The organism is Arthrobacter sp. FW305-BF8 (assembly GCF_021789315.1).
Lineage (GTDB): Bacteria > Actinomycetota > Actinomycetes > Actinomycetales > Micrococcaceae > Arthrobacter.
Genome location: NZ_CP084561.1, coordinates 240174 through 260191 on the forward strand (window position 1 = coordinate 240174; position 20018 = coordinate 260191).

Consider the following 20018-nt stretch of genomic DNA (forward strand, 5'->3'; position numbering starts at 1 on the left):
GCTTCAGGACTTACTTGTTGGATATCGTGACGGGGCCCGCCGTACCGCCTGCGTTCGACTCAACCCATACCGAACCCGGGTTGGTTGTGCCGGCCGCTGCGTTGCGCAGCCGCAGGGAGAAGATGCCGCCCGTTGCCGGAGCCGCAGCCGCCGTGACGGCTGCCTGGCCGAGGACCGGGCCGGTGGCGCTGCCTGTGCGGACGGTGACGGTGCTGCCGACTACGGAGCCGGTACCCGAGAGCTTGAAGTCACCGCTCTTCCACTGGCCGGTGATGGTCACCCGGTCTGCAACCGGCACAACCTGGACCTCGTCCGTCCGGACGGTCGCGCCGGACGTGACCGTCAGGCGGAAGACCAGCGGTGCGTTGGTCATCGGAGTTTTGAAGACCGGGAGGCTGAACGTCGGCTTGAGCGTGGTGTCGCCGGTCAGCGTCACCTTGTTGGGATCGGTTGCCCCACTCAGGACCTGCACCCACTTGTACGTGGCGCCGGTGGCGGTGGACCCGGTGCCGTCGAGGGTTACCGGGGTGGCCGTGGTGCGGCGGACAACGTTCTGGTCGGGTCCGGCAATGGCAACGACAGCGCCCTGGGCCGTGGCGGCTGCCGTCTTTGCTGATTCAGGGCCCATGCCGTTGGTGTTGGAAGCCCGCACAGTGAACTGGTAGGCGGTGTCGCCGTTGAGCCCACCGTAGACGAGGCTCGTGACGTCACCGGTGGTCGTCTTGGGTGCACCGAATGGTGTGCCGTCTGTGGTGTAGGCCTGGACGGAGTAGCCGGTGATGCTCAGGCCAGCAGCGCCGGGGTTCGGGGCGGTCCAGGACAGGCTTGCCGTGCCCTGGCCTACGACCGGGGCGCTGGCGAACGTCGGGGCTGACGGTACCGGGTCATTGGTCACCGTAAAGAGGACCTCGCTGGTGGTGGAAACGTTGCCGGAAGGGTCGAACGCCGCGAACTTCAGAGTGGAGGTGGAGGCGATGTTCATAGGTCCGGTATAGTGGATCACGTTGGTCCCAAGTACGCCGCCTGAGAGGACCGGCTCGGAACCGTCGACGGTGTAGTAGATATCGCTGCCCGTCTCACTGGCGGTGAGCGTCACCCGCTGTGCCACCGGGGAGGTGCCGCCGCTGGGGGTGGCGGAGACGGTTGGAGCTGTGGTGTCCGTGACCGGGATGGCATGGGCGGCGGGGAAAGTCTCACCGACGCTGCTGATGCCCACGACGTAAACGTCGTATTCCTCGGTGGCGGAAAGACCGGTGATCGTGGTGCTGCTGGCCGCCTGGCCGGAGATGCGCTTGCCGATCTCAACCTGCTCGCCGTTGGTCATGGTCTTGCCGACTGCGACGGCGCGGTAACCGGTGATGGCGGGGGTGCCGGGGATTGCTGTAGCCGGCTTCCAGTTCAGCTTCAGCCCGCCGGCGACCTTGGCGGCGGTGATGTCAGACGGTGCCGGTGGGCCGGACTGCAGCGGACCGTTGGGGCAGCCACCCATGCCGGGGCCGCCGGGCTCACCGTACTCGGCGATGGTCAGGCCCTGCCGGTTGGCGTCGGCATCCTCTGACTGCCAGGCCATGGCACGCTCGCCGAGGCCGGCATCGGCCGCCATCTTTGCTGTCGCCGGATCGAGGAACTCGTAAACGGCCGTGAATTCATTTCCCACGACCTCGAGGCTGGACGAGTAACCGCCCTTAGGGGCCGGAGTCATCACGCCGGGGACAGCGCGGATGTCACGGCGCGCGACGTCGGTGTCCTTCAGCGCCGGCTCAATGATCCGCTGTTCCATCTGCGCCGCGTTGACGCTGCTTCCGATGTGTCCCTTGACCGTGAGGGTGCTGCCAGTGAGCACGGAGTTCCCGGTCACATAGACGTCCTGCACCGTTGTTTCGTCGGCCGGTGCGGCGGCTGCTTTGTCGAACTTAATGGAGACGACGTCGCCGGGGCGGATATCGGGAGTGACATTCAGGCCGGTGCCGGCACCCCAGCAGACGCCGCCGGGGTGGTTGACCTCGAAGGCGACGCCGCCGCCGTCGACCAGGGACCGGGCGGAGCCGATGACCTCGTCTGCCCGCTTGACCTCGAGAGTGGCCATATCGCCGGCGTGTCCCTCGTAGCCCTCAACGGAGACGAAGTCGCGGTCGGGGAAGACAACGATGTTGTCCGGGAAAGCAGGTACGGCCGCATTGGCGGCGGGAATGGCAAGCATGGAGGTTGAGCAGAGAACGGCCGAGACGGTGGCGAAGACTCCGGCCCTGCGGGCACCGGGAAGGCGAGAAGTGTGCGCTCCCGGCTCGCTTTGTGCTGATTTCATGATGACCTCATCGATCCGAGGTGCGCGACCTTCACGCACAATCACAGAATCAGTAAGGCCCCTTGGGGAAACGCTGTGCGTTTTGGCTTGTATGGACGGCCTGCGGCACCGATTTGGGGAACACCTTTTGGGCCCCCACATGGAGGGGGCCGTGACGGGGAAGAAGGTGATCTGCCCATGTCAGGGCGGGCATTCCCCGCCGTCAGTCATGAGCGGGACGCGCACCCCCGCGGAGGGGTGGACACCCCCACCTGCCCCCACAGCAGGGGGTTCACAATTCCGGCTTTCCCCAAGGGGAAGGCCGGAAATCAGCCCTGGCGGGCCTTCTTTGCTGCCTTCTTGGCAGCCTCGTCCTTGACCCGCTGCGCCTCGGTGCGGACGGCGGCCTGCGTGGCGCGCTCGGCGACCAGCCACGCGGGGGGAGCCTGCAGCAGCGCGGTGATTTCCGCCGTCGTCAGCGCGTCTTCGACCCCGCCGCGGGCAAGGCCGCTGATGGAGATGTTCAGCTTCTGGGCGACCACCGGGCGGGGGTGCGGGCCGTTGCGGCGCAGTTCGGCCAGCCACTCCGGCGGGTTGGACTGCAGCTCGGCGAACTCTGCGCGCGTGATGGTTGAATCCTGGAACTCCTGGGGCGTCGCAGGCAGGTAGATGCCAAGCTTCTTGGCAACGGTGGCCGGCTTCATGGACTGGGAGTTAGCGGAGGTCATGTATTAAGGGTATCCGGCTGCGCCGCCTCCCCTGACCAAGGATGCCTGCAGTCAAGGATGTCCGTAGTCACGGATGTCGGCAGTACTGTGAAGGTGTGCCCGCTGAAGATGAACCCACCCTGGACCCGGCTCCGCCGGAGTCCCCGCGAGAGCTCCGCTTTGCCTACGTCCCCGGCGTGACGCCAGGGAAGTGGATCCGCCGCTGGGAGGAACGGATGCCGGACGTTCCGCTGCACTCGTTCATGTCCGACGGCGGCACACAGCTTTCCGTGCTGCGGGACGGTTCGGCGGACCTGAGCTTTGTCCGCCTGCCGGTGGAGCGCGAAGGGTTGAACGTTATCCCCCTTTATGAGGAGCTGCCCGTGGTGGTGGCGCCCAAGGGACACGAAATCACCGTGTTTGAGGACGTGGCGCTGGAGGACCTCGCCGAGGAAAACTTCCTCGACGCCGATGAACTGGGCGGGCCGGAAATGGCCCTGCAAGTGGTGGCGTCCGGCGCGGGCCTGCTGATACTTCCCATGTCCGTCGCGCGTCATTTCAATACCAAGGACACTGTGGCCCGCCGCCTCACGGGGGCGCCGGCCACAGAGATTGCACTCGCCTGGCCCAGCGACGCCACGGACGAGGTCATCGAGGAGTTCATCGGCATTGTCCGCGGCCGCACCGCGCAAAGCTCGCGGCAGCCGTCCGCCCGGCAGGAGAAACCGAAGAAGGCACCCAAGCCGGATCTTCGCGGCAGCGGTACCGGGGCCGGCGCCAGGAAGCCGAAAGTGGCCCAGCGTTACGCACCCAATCCGGACAAGGGCCGCGGCAAGGGCTCGCGGAAGAAGGGCAAGCGGTAACTGCTGCTGCCAAGCCGGCGGTATTGCAAAACTGTGTTGCGCAGGTTCACAGTGAAGCAATGAGCACCACGTCCCATGAAGTGTTCGACGCAACCCCCGAAGGTGACGCACCGGAACTGAAACGGGTCCTCGGGCCAAAGCTCCTGCTCCTCTTCATCGTGGGCGACATCCTCGGCGCGGGCGTGTATGCGGTCACCGGGACCATGGCCGGCACGGTAGGCGGCATTGTCTGGCTGCCGTTCCTGCTGGCTTTCGTCGTCGCGACGCTGACCGCCTTCTCCTATCTGGAGCTGGTCACGCAATACCCTCAGGCGGCAGGTGCAGCGCTGTATACGCACAAGGCATACGGCATCCACTTCGTCACTTTCCTGGTGGCGTTCGCCGTCGTTTGTTCCGGGATCACCAGCGCCTCGACCTCCGCCAACGTGCTCGCGCAGAACTTCTTCGGCGGCCTGGAGATCAACGGCTGGATGGGCGACCCCGGACAGGGAGTGATCACCGCGGTGGCGCTTGGCTTCATGCTGCTGCTGGCGCTGATCAACCTGCGCGGCGTGGGGGAGAGCGTGAAATTCAACGTGGTGCTCACCCTCGTGGAGATGATCGCCCTGTGCATCGTGATCGGCGTCGGCTTCTACGTGATGGCCCAGGGTGGTGGACACATCGAAGAGATCACAGTGTTCACCGACGGCCAGGATAAGGGCCTCTTCCTCGCCGTCACGGCGGCCACCTCGATCGCGTTCTTTGCGATGGTGGGCTTCGAGGACTCCGTGAACATGGTCGAGGAGACCCACCACCCAGAGCGCATCTTCCCGCGGACCATGCTGACCGGGCTGGGCATCGCCGTGATCCTCTACATGCTGGTTGCCGTCTCCGTGGTCAGCGTGCTCTCACCCACGGAACTCGCAGGGATCAGGGAGGCCGAGGGTGCGGCGCTCCTCGAAGTGGTGCACAAGGGCTCGCCGGACTTCCCGATCGACAAAATCTTCCCTTTCCTCGCGGTCTTCGCCGTCGCGAACACTGCGCTGATCAACATGCTGATGGCCAGCCGCCTCATTTACGGCATGGCCCGGCAGGACGTGTTGCCGCGGCCGCTGGGCAAGGTGCTGCCGAGCCGGCGCACGCCGTGGGCCGGCATCGCGTTCTCGACCGTCCTCGCGCTGGGGCTGATCTGGTACGTGACCAGCGATCCGGAGAGCAACATCGTCGCGAACCTGTCCGGTACGACCGCATTCCTGCTGCTGTGCGTGTTCACCGTGGTGAACGTGGCCTGCATTGTCCTCCGCGGTAAGCGGGACCACACCCGGGAGGTGTTCTTCACCTCGCCCGGACCGCTGCCGGTTGTCGCTGCCCTGCTGTGCGCGTTCCTGGCTGGTCCATGGGTGGGCAGGGATGCGGTCCAGTACCAGATCGCCGGCGGCCTGATGGGGATCGGCGTGGTGCTGTGGCTGGTCACCTGGCTGATCAACAGGAGAACCAACCGCACGGCGGGGTCGGCCGCTGACGAGGTCTCATGACGTCAAGCGGGACCTGCAACGACTGATCCCTGATCCGGGCCGGTGCCCGGTCGCTTGCAGTCACGAAGGTGGGCCATCAGGGCCCGTTCCGGGCTTCCGGGATTCTCGCCAAGATGCCGCAGCAGCGCCATCCGGACGTCCATGTCCGTACCCTCGTCACTGAGGACGTGGCTGATCACACCCATGATCTGGCGCCTAAAACCTTCCTCCTGCACAGGACCACGCTCCTTTAGTTCTGGTGGCAGTCTGCCGCCGGGCCGTTGGGAATAACCGGGGACCGGCCGGATCTGCGGCGCCTGCGGCGGCCATACTGAGGGGGTTCCGCGGCCCTCCCACCTATTCAGGTGGGACGGAACCCCGCAGACGCTGATTCCCAAGGTTTTCTGGAGTCCCGCGGCGCACCATGACTGTGTTTCCACACATGGCCAGCGCCAACGCTGTCGCTGAGGCCATCACAACCAGCTGGGAGGACGTCATGGCAGCACACGGAGGGACGTGTTGAAACTAAGCCTGTTGGGCGGCGCCGTCGCCGCCACAGCATCAACCGCAGGGCCGGCCATCGCGGGTGTCCCGGGCAGTGTGCCCGGCCGCCGGGGTGCAGACGACAATGAGACCACGGTTGTCACGCCAAGCAGGCTCGCCCCGGCGAACATGCCGGTCCCCTTCACCACCGTCTTCCGGCGGCCGCCGGAACTGCTTCCCTACGCCACGGGCCGGGACGGCGACGGCACGCCGTTTGCGAAATACGCCCTGAACCAAAAACTGGGCAAGGCCCAGATAGCGCGGGGGCTCAGCACCACCCTGGCGGGGTACAACGGCGTTTTCCCGGGCCCCACCCTCCGGGTGCAGCAGGGCACCCGGACCGAGCTGCGGATCAGCAACCGTCTGCCCGCGACGGGCCTGCTCTACCCGAACACCTTCAACACAGTTACCCACCTGCACGGCTCGGCATCGCTGCCCCAGTACGACGGGTACGCGAACGACCGCACCGCGCCGGGCAGGGTGAAGAACTACCACTATCCAAACTGGCAGGCGGCGCGGACGCTCTGGTACCACGACCACAACCACATGCTGACGGCGCAGGGTGTGTACTCGGGTCTCGCCTCCACGTACGCCATTACCAGCGCGGGTGAGCGGGCGCAGTTGCCGCAGGGCGAGTTCGACGTGCCCATCTTGGTTTCCGACGTGATGCTCAACGCCGACGGTTCCCTCGGCTATAACGACAACGGCCATGCCGGGCTGTGGGGCGACATCATCATGGTCAACGGGGTGCCGTGGCCCACCATGAAGGTCAAGCCACGGATATACCGGTTCCGGTTCCTGGTCGGCTCGATCACCCGCTCCTACCGCTTTGCCCTCTCCAATGGCGACCCGTTCCACGTGGTGGGCACCGACGCCGGGATGACCCCGAAGGTGCAGGCGGTGTCCTCCTGGCGGCAGGGAACGGCCGAACGTTATGAGGTGCTGATCGACTTCCGGAAGTACAAGCCGGGCCAGTCCGTGGAGCTGCGGAACCTGAGCAACAAGAACAACGTGAACTTCGCCAATACCGGCAAGGTCATGAAGTTCCAGGTGGTGGCGGATTCTGCCCCCCAGCCCGGATCCCGCTCCATCTCCTCCATCCCCACGACGCTGGACCCCGGCCCGCACCCCACCAGGGCCACCGGCGGGTTGGACACCATGGCCCTGACCCCGGACATGGCCGTCGCCAAGAGGATCCTCCGGGTTCAGCGGGAGGGCGGGGAATGGACCATCAACGGTGAAACCTGGGACGACGTGGAAAAATCCAACTTCACCCGGTGCTTCGGCAACCCGCAGCGCAACCAGGTGGAGCAGTGGACCATCGTCAACGAGTCCGGCGGCTGGTTCCATCCGGTCCACATCCACTTGATCGACGGCAAGATCATCGGCCGCAACACCAACGGCGGCAAGCCGTTCGCCTGGGAAGGCGGTCCGAAGGACGTCTTCTATGCTGGCGAGAACGAGTCGGTCACGGTCCTCATGCAGTTCGATACCGGCAAGCACGTGGGCGGCCGGTATATGGTCCACTGCCACAACCTCGTCCACGAGGACCACGACATGATGGTCCAGTTCTCCGTGGGTGACCTGCGGAACAACGACCCCATCAACGCTGACAAGCCCGTGCTGGAAACCCGGCCCGAGGGGTACTACGCGTCGAAGTACAAGCTGGCCTACCCGGCGGGGACGTGACATGAGACGGTCGCTACTGATCGCACCGGCGGTGCTGCTGGCCTTCTCCCTGGCCGGCTGCACCGGCGGCGGCCAGGCCAGTCCGGCAGCCAACCCGGCACCCGCCCCGCCCGCAAGCACTCCCGCCCCGCCCGCAAGCAGTCCCGCCGACGCTGCGGACCGGGTCCTCGCACAGGCCGAGGAAGGGCAGGACCTGGGCAACGGCCGGCCCACCGTCAACTACGACGGCCTCATGGTCCGGCGCAGGGTGGTGATCGCTGTGCACACCGCACTGGACGCCGACGTCGCCGGTATCCGCAAGCGGCTGGACTCCGCCGCCGCGGCACGGGGCACCGCCCTGTCCGCAGTCTCGCCCGATGTCCTCGAACCCGCCGTGCTGCAGCAGATGGTCCCCGAAGTCATTGTGGCCCTGCCGTCAACTGCCACTCCCGACGACGGACGCACCATCGTGCGGGCAGTCACCGAGGAGGACACCGGCAAGCTCGGCGTGAAGAACTTCTATGTCCTGCCCGTCCTGGTGCATGACCTGCGCTTCAACGTTGCCACGGCGGACCCCAGCTCAGTGTCGGCCGCGGTGGACCGGGAGGGCATCGTCTCCGACGCGCTCGGGAACTACAGCACTCAGGTGCGGGGCGGACAGCTCAGCATCAGCTACACGGGCCCCCTGCTCGGCGACGAAACTGTCGATAGTGTCCGCGAGGGCATCAGCCGCCCGGCGCACATTCCCGCCGCCAACGTAAGCGTCGGGCCCAGGTCCGCGTCCGGAACAGGCGTGGACATGGCCGCTGAACCGCCGTGGGACCCGGAGCAGCTCGAAGGCCAGGCAATACACCCGCATACGGAGTGATGCACCACTTCCAAACCGGAAACGTCGCGGAGCGCAACGACAGGAGGAGGCAGTGAGAAGCATGTCCGGCCCCACCATCCGGGACGTTGCCGAACGGGCCGGGGTCTCACTGACGACGGTGTCCTACGTGCTGTCCGGCAGGAGCGGAGGCACCACGCGGATCAGCAGGCCCACGCAGGAGCGCGTCATGGCCGCCGTCGACGATCTTGGCTATGTGCCCAATCAGGCAGCGCGGGGCATGCGCCGCGGCCGGACGGATCTGGTGGCCATCGCCATTGAGGACCTGGAATGGCCGCCGGACCGCGCCCTCGCCGCGGCCGCCGCCGCGATACTTCCGCGGCACGGCTACCAGCCGGTCATCCTGCTCGGCCAGTCGTGGCGGCAATTCATGCTGGCCGGCGGTGCGGACGGCGTCATCGTGGGCGTCCTGCCCGTCTCCGAGGAAGAGGACCTGACCATCGCCGAACTGGCCAGGCGCGGCATCGCGCAGGTGGTCATCTCAGAATCGGTGAAGGCCGAACAGGCGGTCGCGCTGCTCATCGACCGGATCGCCGGGTACGCCCAGGCGGCCGGGCAGACAGCCCCGTGGAAGAGACTCAGCGGGCATGCCCTGTTTGGCTACGGTGCACTGCTGCTGAACGAGGTGTTGTCCGCCGCCGGCATTTTTGCCGAGCAGATCCCCGTCCTCTAGGAGCCGGGTGATCCAGAACCGGGTGCATGCAGCCGCGTAACAATCGGTCCTTGCCACTGACCGCCTGCCGTGCAAGGTACGGACGGGGCCGGTACGTCACGGTCCGTAGCCGGGCGCAACATTGGCCGCAGCGGCCGTCCGTTCCTGCCGTCATGCGTCATCCGATGTCACCGTAAGACGCACGCCGTTACGCACTGTTTCCCTACGCGTCCCCACGCGTCCCGGAGCCGCCACGCGCGGCCCCGGGCGGCGGGTTACGCCCCGTTTCCCCTCGTGACCGTGCCCTTCAGGGCGATGGTCTATCTCTGCTCTCATGGTGGACAACAAACGCCTTGAAGGACCTGCTGAAGGGAAGCACACCATGACCTCCGGAACCGGGCCGATACCGAAAATCAGCCTTCAAAACATCACCAAGAAGTTCACGGTGCGGCCCAGCAAGGACAACCCGGAAGGGGCCGTCCTGACCGCCCTGGACGGAATCTCCCTTGACGTCTCCGCAGGCGAATTCATCACACTGGTGGGACCCAGCGGTTCCGGCAAGACCACCCTCCTGGACCTCCTGGCCGGCCTCACCAAGCCAGACACCGGCCAAGTGCTGGTGGACGGACGGGAAGTGGCAGGCCCGGGCCGGGACCGCGCCGTCGTTTTCCAGCAGTATGCGCTGTTCCCCTGGCGCACGGCCGCTGCCAACGTGTCCTTTGGACTGGAAGGCGTGGGCAGCGACGGGAAGCGCTACAGCCGCAAGGAACGGGCCGAGAAGGCCCGCGAATACCTTGAGCTCGTGGGCCTCGGCGGATTTGAAGACCGTTACCCCCACGAGCTGTCCGGCGGCATGAAGCAGCGCGTGGCCATCGCCCGGAGCCTGGCCTACGAGCCGGATATCCTGCTGATGGATGAACCGTTCGCGGCATTGGATGCCCAAACGCGCGAGCAACTCCAGGCCGAACTGCTCCGGATCTGGGCCACCACGGGCAAGACCATCATCTTCATCACGCACGGCATCGACGAAGCCGTGTACCTGGGCCAGCGGGTGGCCGTGCTCAGCTCCCGGCCGGGACGGCTGAAGGAAATCGTGGACATCGACCTCGGAGACCGCTCCGGCGACGAGGACGTCCGCTCCAACCCTGCCTTCGTGGAACACCGGCACAAGGTTTGGTCGCTGCTGCATGAGGAGGTACGCCGTGCCCAGGAGGCCGGCCACGCGAAGATCCAGCCTGACGGAACGGCGCCGGACGAGACCAGGACCATCACCACCGGAAAGGCAGCCTGATGAGCGCGCCAACACTGACCAAGGAAACTGAAACGCAGACCGGTCCGGCGGCGGCGGCCGGGAAGGCAACGACGCAGCGAAATCCGGCGCTGAGTCCGGGGCCCGGCAAAACCCCCGCGGCCACGCTGCGCCGGTACGCCCTGCAGGGCGGCAAGGCGGTGTGGGGTGCGGGTGCGATCATCCTGTTCCTGCTGCTCTGGGAACTGGGACCCACCTACCTTGCTCCGGCATCGACGAGGGTTTTCCTTCCGCCCCTTCACGAAGTGCTCGAGGCGCTGGGCACACTCATCGGAAACGGCCAGCTGCAAAACCACCTCGCAGCCAGCCTGAGCCGGTCGGCCAGCGGCTTCGGCATCGCAGTCGTCACCGCCGTGGCCCTCGGGCTGCTCGTGGCCTGGTACGGCGCCCTCGACCGCTTCCTCAACCCGCTGCTGGAAGTTTTCAGGAACACGGCCGCCCTGGCCCTGCTCCCCGTGTTCACGCTGCTGCTCGGTATCGGGGAGACCTCGAAGATCAGCATCGTGGCCTACGCGGCATTCTTCCCGGTGCTGCTGAACACCATCGCCGGCGTCCGGACCGTTGACCCGCTGCTGATCCGCGCCGCCCGCTCACTGGGGCTGTCCAACTTCCAGCTGTTCCAGAAAGTGATCCTTCCGTCTGCCGTGCCCACCATCTTCACGGGCATCCGGATGGCCGGCACATCCTCCATCCTCGTCCTGATCGCCGCCGAGATGGTAGGTGCCAAGGCCGGCCTCGGCTACCTGATCGTCAATTCCCAGATGAGCTTCCTCATCCCGGACATGTACGCGGGCATCCTGACCGTGTCCCTGCTCGGCCTGCTGGTCAACTACCTGCTGGTCGGCGTCGAACGCCATTTCTCTCGGTGGCGGACCGCCGTCGGATCCCGGACCCCCTGAACCGTCCGCCCTCCCAACCCAAGGAACCAGATCATGCCTGAACGCACCACTGCCAAAGCCGGCGGCGCACGCCAGCTCCACCTGAATGCCTTCCTGATGAGCACCGGACACCATGAGGCGTCGTGGCGGCTGCCCGAAAGCGACAGTTTTGCCGGAACCCAGGTGGCACATTTCCAGCAGCTCGCCCGAACGGCGGAGCGCGGCACCTTCGACTCGATCTTCTTCGCCGACTCGCCCGTGCTGCACGGCGACGTGCGCCAGCGCCCCTACGGGACCCTCGAGCCGACTGTCCTGCTCAGTGCCATCGCCGCCGTGACCAAGCGGATCGGGCTGATCGGCACCGCCTCCACCACTTACAACGATCCCTACAACCTGGCGCGCAGGTTCGCCTCGCTGGACCACATCAGCGGCGGCCGGGCCGGCTGGAACGTGGTGACAACGGCCGGCGAGGCCGCAGCGCGGAACTTCTCGCTGGAGGATCAGCCCGCACACTGGCGCCGTTACGAGCGCGCCGCAGAGTTCCTGGACGCCGCCAGGAAGCTCTGGGACAGCTGGGAAGACGACGCCGCGGTGGGGGACAAGGTGGCCGGGATCTGGGGTGACAGCTCACGCGTCCATGCCGTCAACCACACCGGCCGCTACTTCCGGATCCAGGGTCCCCTGGACGTGCCGCGATCACCCCAGGGCCATCCGGTGATCGTGCAGGCAGGCTCTTCCGAAGACGGCAAGGACTTCGCCGCCCGCTACGCCGAGGCCGTGTTCACCGCGCAGCAGACACTGGCCGAGGCGCAGCGCTTCTATGCCGACCTGAAGCGGAAGACCGCCGCCGTGGGCCGCAACCCGGAACACATCAAGATTCTGCCGGGCATTGTTCCGGTCATCGGCTCCACCGAGCACGAGGCGCGGCGGCTGGAGAAGCAGCTCGATGAGCTCATCCATCCTGAGCATGCACGGAAGCAGTTGGCCGGAGTCCTCCGGGTTTCACCCGAATCCCTGCCGCTTGATGCGCAACTGCCCGAGGACCTCCCGTCGGAGGATGCCATTGAGGGGGCCAAGAGCCGGTACACCTTGATCGTGGAGCTCGCCCGGCGCGAGCGGCTCACTGTCCGGCAGCTCATCGGCAGGCTCGGCGGCGGCCGCGGGCACCGCACCTTCTCCGGGACGCCCGAGCAGGTGGCGGATGCCATTCAGGAGTGGTTCGTGAAGGGCGCGGCGGACGGCTTCAACATCATGCCGCCGGTGCTGCCCTCGGGCCTGGACGCCTTCGTGGACCACGTCATCCCGATCCTGCGGGCCCGCGGGCTGTTCCGCCAGCAGTACACGGGGCACACGCTGCGCGAGCACTACGGGCTGCCGCGGCCCGCGAGCGGATTTGCCCCTGCTGACTCCGCTGAACCGGCCGCCAGGGAACTCGCGGTTAACACCGCGGTTTAGGCTTCCTGCTTCTCCTGGAGAGGCTTCTGTTCCTGCAGGGGCTTCCGGGCCAGCCAGGCGGCGACAATTGCGCCCGAGATGTTGTGCCAGAGCGAGAAAACTGCTGAGGGCAGGGCCGCCAGCGGGGTGAAGTGGGCGGTGGCGAGCGTTGCCGCCAGGCCCGAGTTCTGCATGCCGACCTCGAACGCGAGGGCCCTGCGTGCCTTGTCGTCGAGGCGGCCGAGCTTGCCGGCCAGGTAGCCGAGGCCAAGGCCGAATCCGTTGTGCAGCACCACAGCCAGGAACACGATGCCGCCGGCCGCCAGGATCTTGCTGGCGCTTCCCGCCACCACTACCGCCACGATGAGGGAAATAACGACGGCGGATGCCCAGGGGAGCGCCGGCAGCGCCTTCGCGACGAGCTTCTTGAGGAACAGCCGGGCCAGCAGGCCCGCGATCACCGGCAGCAGCACGGTCTTGACGATGTCCAGCACCATGCCGCCGGCGTCGATGGTGAGGAAGGAACCGGCCAGGAACAGCACCAGGACGGGGGTGACCACCGGGGCGATGAGCGTGGATACGCTGGCGACGGCGACGGACAGGGCCACATCGCCCTTGGCCAGGAAGGCCATCACGTTGGAGGCCGTGCCGGAGGGCGCGCAGCCCACTAGGATCAGGCCAACTGCCAGTGAGGGCTCCAGGTGGAGGAGGGTGGCGATCGCCCAGCCGGCCCCGGGCATGATCACGTAGTGGGCCACGATGCCCAGCACCACGGCCCACGGCCTGCGGGCAACCGCGGTGAAGTCTGGTGGCGTCAGCGTCAGGCCCATGCAGAACATGATGATTCCCAGCAGGTACGGGACCGCCGGGCCAAGGGGCTTGAAGGCGCCGGGAAGCAGGAACCCGGCGATGCCGGCTGCGAGCACCAGAAGGGGAAAGACGGTCACCGCGACGCGCGCAATTTTCGCTTCCGCAGCGAGGGCCGGGTTCAGGGGGGCAGCGCCGGCCTCCGTGGCCGAGGGAGCGGTTTTGGGGTCTTTTGTTGCCTCAAGCATTCAATAATGCTGGCACCGGACCGCCGTGACGGCCAATTCATGACTGATGTCAGACAAATGTGTCGTACTGGCAAAATTCTCTGCCGCACAGCGCGACCCCGGGCGCTCCCGGTGCGATACTGGATTGCACTGGATCGGATTCAAGGGGACGGAATGATCCTAGACACGGCAACACTGCGGATTGCCTTCGCGGCGATGGCCCTGGTTCTGGCGCTGCTGTTCTACTTTTCCACCTTCCGCAGCACCCGCTCGCCCTACAGTGCCTGGTGGTGCGCGGCCCTGCTCCTGTTCCTTTCCGGCTCGGCGGCCTTCCTCCTGAACGGCACGGCGCAGCAGGTCTGGGCCAATCCGCTGGGCGACTTCCTGCTGGTGTCCGGCGCGGCAGGGGTCTGGGCCGGCGCGCGTTCCCTCCGGAACCTGAAGCACAACATCTGGCTGTCCGTCGCGCTGCCGGTCATCACCGCCGCCGCCGCCGCGGTCGACAATCCGGGATCCAATACGTGGGCCGGTGGTGCTGTCTTCCTCGCGTCCATGGCTGTGCTGATTGGCTTGGCCTCGCATGAACTGTGGCGGCTGGAACCGGGGTACTCCCGGGTCAGGATCCCCATGGCCATCGCGGCAGGCGGAGTGGCATTCTTCTATTTTTGCCGCCTGGTGGTGTTCCTCATCGAAGGGCCAAGCGGTCCCGTCTTTGCAACCTACTTCGGGTCCGCGGTGACCACGATGGTCACGATGGTGCTGCTGGTGGTGGTTTCCTTCAGCATGGCGGGGCTGAGCACCGAGCAGCAGACCCGGGCGCTGCGCACGGTCGCCACCCAGGACGGGCTGACGGGCCTCCTGAACCGCGGTGCCTTCGTGGAGGCGGCGGCCGAGGAGCTGGAACGCAGCAAGGCTGCAAACAGCGGCGGGTCGCTGATCCTGGCAGACCTCGATCACTTCAAGTCAGTCAACGACACCTTCGGCCACGCGGCGGGCGACCTTGCACTGCGGGCCTTTGCCCAGGCGTGCAGCGCATCGGTCCGGTCTACGGACCTTGCCGGGCGGTACGGCGGCGAGGAGTTCATCCTCCTGCTTCCTGGCGCAGGCCCCAAGAGCGCTGAAATCATTGCGAGGGAAATCAGCAGGAGGCTGGCAGAGCAGCACATCCCCGAACTGCTGCGGATGCCGACCGTCAGTTACGGCATTTCCACCTACAACGCGGCAACCGCCGACCTCGACGAGGTCATCGCGGCTGCCGACGTCGCTCTCTATGAAGCCAAGTCACAGGGGCGGAACCGCACGGTCAGGGGCTGAGCCGGCACCGGATCCGGAATGCATGGGGGACAATCCGGACCCGGCGATCCTGACTCGCAGCCGGAGCCTGCGGTCTTTCATCAGGCATAGACAGTGTGTTCCCTACTCCTTGTAGAAAGGTGGGAGCACCTTGGGGGGTGGCCGTGTTCCGCCGCCCCCAAGGCAGCGGAACACGGCGGTTTCTCAGCTCTGCTAGCCCGCGCGCACGAACGTGACGGGACCGGTGGCCGTGAGCCAGGACAGCGGGTGGGCCATGGTGGCGTTGATACCGTTCATGCCGCCGCTGATGACCTTGCCGCCGCCCGCGTAGATGGCCACGTGGCCGGACTGCACAATCATGTCGCCGGGCTGCGGGGTGGAGACGACCCGGCCGTGGCTCAGGAACTGCATCGGCGCGAGGTCACCCACACGGATGCCGGCGGCGCCGAGGGCCTTCTCTACCATGGCGGTGCAGTCCTGCGTGATGCCGATCTGCGCGTAAGCGGAGGCCAGCATGGTGGCGTTGACGCCTGCGGCGGCCTTGACGGGGGCCTTGGCCGCGGGAGCCGCAGCCTGGACGGTGACCTTCGGTGCGGGCGCAGGTGCGGCCGGCGCGGTTGCAACCTTGGCTGGCGCAGCGGCCGGGGCTGCCGTGACGGGGGCGACAGGCGCCGCAGCCTTCTTCACAACCGGCTTTTCGACGACGGGCGCTGCCACTACCGGAGCGGGAGCCGACTTAACCGCGGGGCGCTCAAAAGCAATCTTGACGCTGGAGGCGGCGGTGAGGGGAGCCTGGAACTGTCCAGCCGTCGCGGGGGCGGCGGCGGGAGCCTTGGCCTGCTGGGCCGGAGCGTTGGCCGCGTTGGCTGCGACGCTGCCGGTGAAGGCCAGGCCGGATGCTGCAAGGATGACCGCAGCACGGCGGCCAGAAATAAAGCGGAACGACATGAAGAAGCCTCTCCCGATGCCTGCGAGGTGAGCTGTCGGATTCGGATGGGAGGCACCCGGCCGCGGTCCTGAGCGTGGTCAGGAACTGTGCGGCTTCACCCCAAGGCCCACTTCAAGCGGGCCGAAAAGTGGTTTCCCCGTCTCTGCCGGACATGGGTATTCGAATGGTTCCTCGGGCTGCGGCAGAGTTAGGCAATCAGCGCGGGAGTGCCTCGTCGGTGAAGGAGGCACGTTTTCCACCGTACGGGAGGCTTTTCCGAATGTCACATTAAGGTAACGGGGCCGTGTCGCTTCCCGCCATGCTGATCCGCGTCAAGTAAAGGGAATGGGCGCCATGAAGTGATAATGCTCACTCTGCGGCGTTAAGCTTCCCCGCCAGACGTTCCCGCATCTGGATGCTGGCTGAATTGAGGCCGATGAGTTCCACCTCCCGGCCATGCCTGCGGTACTTCTCCGTGACCGCGTCCAGCACGGCGATAGTGGAGGCATCCCAAAGGTGTGAGGCGTGCAGATCGATGACCACTTTGTCGATGTCAGGTTCGGCGTCGCGGGCGTAGTTGAACTGCGTGTAAAGGTCGTTGGAGGAGGCGAAGAACAGTTCGCCGTCCACCGTGTAGGTGGCTGCAGTCCGGCCGTTGAGCTCCACTTCTGTCCGCTCCACGGTGGCGAAATGGGCCACCCGGCGGGCGAACATCGCCATCGCCGCTAGCACCCCGACGCCGACGCCGATCGCCAGGTTGTGAGTGACCACCACCGTGCCCACCGTGATGAGCATGACGGCGGTTTCCGACTTGGGCATCCGCTTCAGGGTGGCGGGCGCAACCGAGTGCCATTCGAAAGTGATGGCGGAGATGAAGATCATCACGGCTACGAGGGCGGCCATGGGGATGAGGCCCACGATGTCGCCCAAGGTGACTACCAGCACCAGCAGGAAGACACCGGCGAGGAACGTGGACACCCGGCTCCGTGCGCCGGAGCCCTTGACATTGATCATGGTCTGCCCGATCACGGCGCAGCCGCCCATGCCGCCCAGGAACCCGGTGATGATATTGGCCACGCCCTGGCCCCAGGATTCGCGGGTCTTGTTGGAGTGCGTGTCGGTGATATCGTCCACCAGCTTGGAAGTCAGCAGGGATTCCAGCAGCCCTACGAGCGCCATGGACAGCGAGAACGGGGCGATGGTCTGGAAGGTTTCCCACGTCAGAGGCACCTGGGGGATGAACAGCGTGGGCAGGCTTTCCGGGAGCCGGCCCTTGTCCTGGACAGTGGGGACGTCGATGCCGGCGAGCACGGCGAGGACCGTCAGGAGGACGATGGCCACCAAAGGTGACGGCACCGCCGTCGTAATCCGGCGGAAGCCAATCACGATCAGCAGGCCCGCGGCGACCAGCGGATACACCGCCCAGGGAACCCCGATCAGTTCCGGCAGTTGGGCCATGAACACGAGGATGGCCAGCGCGTTCACGAAGCCCACCATCACCGAGCGAGGGATGAAGCGCATGAGCCGGGTGACGCCCAGGACGGCGAGCAGGATCTGGAAGATCCCGGCGAGGATCACCGCGGCGATCAGGTGGTCCAGCCCATGGCTGCGCATCAGCGGCGCGATTACCAGCGCGACGGCGCCTGTCGCGGCCGAGATCATGGCGGGCCGGCCGCCAACGAAGGAGATGGTCACCGCCATGGTGAAGGAGGCGAACAGTCCGATCCGGGGGTCCACTCCGGCGATCACGGAAAATGCGATGGCTTCCGGAATGAGGGCGAGGGCCACCACCAGTCCGGCGAGGGCCTCGGTCTTGAGGCGCCGCGGGGAACGGAGCGTGGCCCGGACGGACTGGAGCTGTTCGGGCTTCATGAAAACTCTATTTCTTCGTCTGGCGATAGCGCTCGATCTGCTTCAGCCGCCGCAGGAGGCTGTCGCGCCGCGGGTGGGGGACGGCGTCGGGCGCCTCGGCGGTGAGGTCGATGTGTTTGGTGCCGTACTGCCACAGCAGGAGGTCATCCAGCAGGCGGTCCGGGCCGGGGGAGTAGCGGTGGTCCAGGGCCCTGCGGACCTCGGTGATCCGGTTGGCGCTGAGCAGCCCGGCAAGCTGGACGGTCTGCTTGAGTCCGTGGGCCGCCAAGAGTTCGGCTGCCCATCCCCAGTCGTCATCCACTTTACGGTCAACGTGCGGGAGCAGGGTACGCCACACGTCGCGGATGCGGTTGGGGGTGAGCTGCGCCGCGCCCTCTCCGTCCAGGTCCCAGTAGCTGCGGACCTCCTCGTAGCGTTCGTGCAGGTCGGCGAAGGCCGTCTCCACCGTCTCCAGCATGGCGGCGGTGGCGGTGAACTGGCGGTCGAAGTGCGGCGTCCACGCCCGCGGGTCCTCGGCCTTGAACCGGATGTCGTGCTCGATCTCGCTCCAAGCATGCGCGAACACCGTGCGGATCTGGCATTCGAAGAAGTAGCTGCCGTTCGGCGGGACGTCGGCGTTGAAGCCCTGCTGGTAGTTCTTCACGACATCGTTCTGGATGGTGCGCAGGATCAGGTGCCGGCTGGAGTAGCCGTAGGTTCCGGACTCGATCGAGCCGATGTCCTTTTCCCTGTCGCCGCGGCAGTCGAAGAGGTGCCGCTGGCGCTTTATCAGGTTGGCCACCAGTGCGTTCTCCGCCGGCAGCTTGGTGATGACGCGCACGCCCACCATGTCGTTGAGGGTGCGGAATGGGTCCGGGAACTTCAGCAGCCGCTGCCCGCCCTCTTCCAGCGGTTCCTCGGTCCGGGAGATCTTTTCCCGGAAGGAGTCCACCGACTTGGTCCGGCCGGTCACGAACAGCGGTGTGACCTCGGTGTCCTTGAGCATGGTCCGCAGTATCTGCAGGACTTCCCGGGTGACAAGCTTCAGGGCAGGCCGGACGCGCTCGTAGAGCTCCACGTTTTCCTGCACGGAGTCGCGCTGAGTGACGTCCAGGCGATCCCAGTTGCTTGCCATGGATCCAAACTATCAAGGCGATGCGACAGCAGCCGGGTGACACCCTCGCCACTGCAGCCCCTTCTGCCCCACGGGAGCGGCGTCCATGTAGGCTCGGGGCATGGCTGTTGTGCGCCGCTGTGCCCTGCAACCCCGGACCCCGGGCGCGCGGGAGGCGGCAAGGAGGGGCCGGCGCCCCGTTCGGAGGATCCTAGGAGGATGCAGTGAAGCGGCAGAAGTACCACTACGGTGACCACCCCAGCCAGTGGGGCGAGCTCTTCCTGCCGGAAACACCCGCCTCGCGCAACGGCAAGCAGCCATCCACGCGAGGCATCGTTGTGGTGATCCACGGCGGCTACTGGCGCTCACAGTACGGCGCTGAACTGGGCGAACCGCTGGCGAAAGACCTCGCGGCGCACGGCCTCGTGGCCTGGAACCTGGAGTACCGCCGGGCCGGCAACGGCGGCGGGTGGCCGCGGACGTTCGAGGATGTCCTCGCCGGGATCGACAAGCTCCGTGAGGTGGCCGGTGAGCACGACCTCGACCTGAACCGCGTGGTGGCGCTGGGGCACTCCGCCGGCGGGCACCTGGCCGTCTGGGCGGCGGGCCGGGACCGGCTTGCGGGACTCGGCGCGGCCGACGCCGACCGGCAGGTCGACCGGAACCTCAACGGTGAGGCCGTCCACCTGGCTGGCGTGGTCAGCCAGTCCGGGCTGCTCAACCTCGCGCAGGCGGAGTGGCTCGACCTCAGCAACGGCGCCGTCAGCAACTTACTGGGCGGCTCCGCCGAAAGGTACCCCAAGCGCCACAAGTACGCGGACCCGATGAGCGCCGTGCCGCTCTCCATCCCGGTGTACGCGGTCCACGGGCTTGACGATGACACCGTGCCAGTGAGCCAGTCCGAGGCCTACGCCACCGCCGCCCGCGCAGCCGGGGCGCCGGTCCAGGTGGTTAAGGTCCCGGGCGACCACTTCTCGCTCATCGACCCGAAGGCGCCGTCCTACCGCAAGTGCCGCGAGCTGGTGCAGGAGCTGCTGCAGCTGTAGGCGCTCCGGCGTTAGCGGGGGAACTCCTCCGACGC

17 protein-coding genes and 1 riboswitch are annotated in these 20018 nt (G+C 66.6%); of the genes, 10 read left to right on the forward strand and 7 right to left on the reverse strand.

Annotated features, from left to right (window positions below):
* Nucleotides 1-10: 10 nt before the first annotated feature.
* Both LFT45_RS01080 and LFT45_RS01085 read right to left on the reverse strand, forming a co-directional pair.
* Nucleotides 11-2305, reverse strand: coding sequence for a fibronectin type III domain-containing protein (locus LFT45_RS01080; RefSeq protein WP_236806126.1), 2295 nt, complete (start codon nt 2303-2305; stop codon nt 11-13).
* Nucleotides 2306-2613: 308 nt separating this feature from the next.
* Complete coding sequence (locus tag LFT45_RS01085; protein ID WP_236806127.1) at nt 2614-3012, reverse strand: DUF5997 family protein; 399 nt, start codon at nt 3010-3012, stop codon at nt 2614-2616.
* 95 nt (nt 3013-3107) lie between these two features.
* Between LFT45_RS01085 and LFT45_RS01090 the strand changes: the two genes are divergently transcribed.
* Together LFT45_RS01090 and LFT45_RS01095 are read left to right on the forward strand one after the other, a co-directional pair.
* Nucleotides 3108-3854: a LysR family transcriptional regulator substrate-binding protein gene (locus LFT45_RS01090; RefSeq protein ID WP_236806128.1), complete on the forward strand. Its 747-nt coding sequence runs from the start codon at nt 3108-3110 to the stop codon at nt 3852-3854.
* Between the two features lie 59 nt (nt 3855-3913).
* A complete protein-coding gene (locus LFT45_RS01095) occupies nt 3914-5368 on the forward strand; it encodes an APC family permease (RefSeq protein WP_236806129.1) in 1455 nt (484 codons plus the stop codon).
* A 2-nt stretch (nt 5369-5370) separates the two neighbouring features.
* Here the strand turns inward: LFT45_RS01095 and LFT45_RS01100 are convergent, their stop codons facing one another.
* Nucleotides 5371-5583, reverse strand: coding sequence for a hypothetical protein (locus LFT45_RS01100; RefSeq protein WP_236806130.1), 213 nt, complete (start codon nt 5581-5583; stop codon nt 5371-5373).
* A gap of 280 nt (nt 5584-5863) precedes the next feature.
* Here LFT45_RS01100 and LFT45_RS01105 point away from each other — a divergent pair, with 280 nt between their 5' ends.
* The 6 genes from LFT45_RS01105 (at nt 5864) to LFT45_RS01130 (ending at nt 12738) form a co-directional block, all read left to right on the forward strand.
* A complete protein-coding gene (locus LFT45_RS01105; protein ID WP_236806131.1) occupies nt 5864-7579 on the forward strand; it encodes a multicopper oxidase family protein in 1716 nt (571 codons plus the stop codon).
* Nucleotide 7580: 1 nt separating this feature from the next.
* Entirely contained in the window at nt 7581-8426 is an 846-nt protein-coding gene (locus LFT45_RS01110) for a hypothetical protein (protein ID WP_236806132.1), read from the forward strand.
* 61 nt (nt 8427-8487) lie between these two features.
* Nucleotides 8488-9117, forward strand: coding sequence for a LacI family DNA-binding transcriptional regulator (locus LFT45_RS01115; protein WP_236809489.1), 630 nt, complete (start codon nt 8488-8490; stop codon nt 9115-9117).
* A 361-nt stretch (nt 9118-9478) separates the two neighbouring features.
* Entirely contained in the window at nt 9479-10387 is a 909-nt protein-coding gene (locus LFT45_RS01120) for an ABC transporter ATP-binding protein (RefSeq protein ID WP_236806133.1), read from the forward strand.
* On the forward strand, nt 10387-11304 hold the full coding sequence (locus LFT45_RS01125; protein WP_236806134.1) for an ABC transporter permease: 918 nt from the start codon (nt 10387-10389) through the stop codon (nt 11302-11304). Before LFT45_RS01120 ends, LFT45_RS01125 begins: the two co-directional genes overlap by 1 nt.
* A 33-nt stretch (nt 11305-11337) precedes the next feature.
* Complete coding sequence (locus tag LFT45_RS01130; protein ID WP_236806135.1) at nt 11338-12738, forward strand: LLM class flavin-dependent oxidoreductase; 1401 nt, start codon at nt 11338-11340, stop codon at nt 12736-12738.
* On the opposite strand, the gene LFT45_RS01135 is transcribed toward LFT45_RS01130, so the two are convergent.
* Nucleotides 12735-13772 (reverse strand): bile acid:sodium symporter family protein, encoded by a 1038-nt coding sequence (locus LFT45_RS01135; RefSeq protein ID WP_236806136.1) that lies wholly within the window; start codon nt 13770-13772, stop codon nt 12735-12737. The genes LFT45_RS01130 and LFT45_RS01135 overlap by 4 nt on opposite strands.
* A 153-nt stretch (nt 13773-13925) precedes the next feature.
* On the opposite strand from LFT45_RS01135, the gene LFT45_RS01140 reads away from it, so the two are divergent.
* The gene (locus tag LFT45_RS01140; RefSeq protein WP_236806137.1) at nt 13926-15065 is read left to right on the forward strand and encodes a GGDEF domain-containing protein; all 1140 of its coding nucleotides are present in this window, start codon (nt 13926-13928) and stop codon (nt 15063-15065) included.
* 192 nt (nt 15066-15257) lie between these two features.
* On the opposite strand, the gene LFT45_RS01145 is transcribed toward LFT45_RS01140, so the two are convergent.
* The 3 genes from LFT45_RS01145 to LFT45_RS01155 all read right to left on the reverse strand — a co-directional run bounded on the left by LFT45_RS01145 (nt 15258) and on the right by LFT45_RS01155 (nt 18958).
* The gene (locus tag LFT45_RS01145; RefSeq protein ID WP_236806138.1) at nt 15258-15992 is read right to left on the reverse strand and encodes an NlpC/P60 family protein; all 735 of its coding nucleotides are present in this window, start codon (nt 15990-15992) and stop codon (nt 15258-15260) included.
* Between the two features lie 3 nt (nt 15993-15995).
* A riboswitch (cyclic di-AMP (ydaO/yuaA leader) is annotated at nt 15996-16161 on the reverse strand.
* Between the two features lie 180 nt (nt 16162-16341).
* Nucleotides 16342-17844, reverse strand: a complete 1503-nt coding sequence (locus LFT45_RS01150) for a SulP family inorganic anion transporter (protein WP_236806139.1) — start codon at nt 17842-17844, stop codon at nt 16342-16344.
* 7 nt (nt 17845-17851) lie between these two features.
* On the reverse strand, nt 17852-18958 hold the full coding sequence (locus tag LFT45_RS01155) for a GTP pyrophosphokinase (protein WP_236806140.1): 1107 nt from the start codon (nt 18956-18958) through the stop codon (nt 17852-17854).
* Nucleotides 18959-19161: 203 nt separating this feature from the next.
* Between LFT45_RS01155 and LFT45_RS01160 the strand changes: the two genes are divergently transcribed.
* Nucleotides 19162-19983 (forward strand): alpha/beta hydrolase, encoded by an 822-nt coding sequence (locus tag LFT45_RS01160; RefSeq protein ID WP_236806141.1) that lies wholly within the window; start codon nt 19162-19164, stop codon nt 19981-19983.
* Nucleotides 19984-20018: the final 35 nt, after the last annotated feature.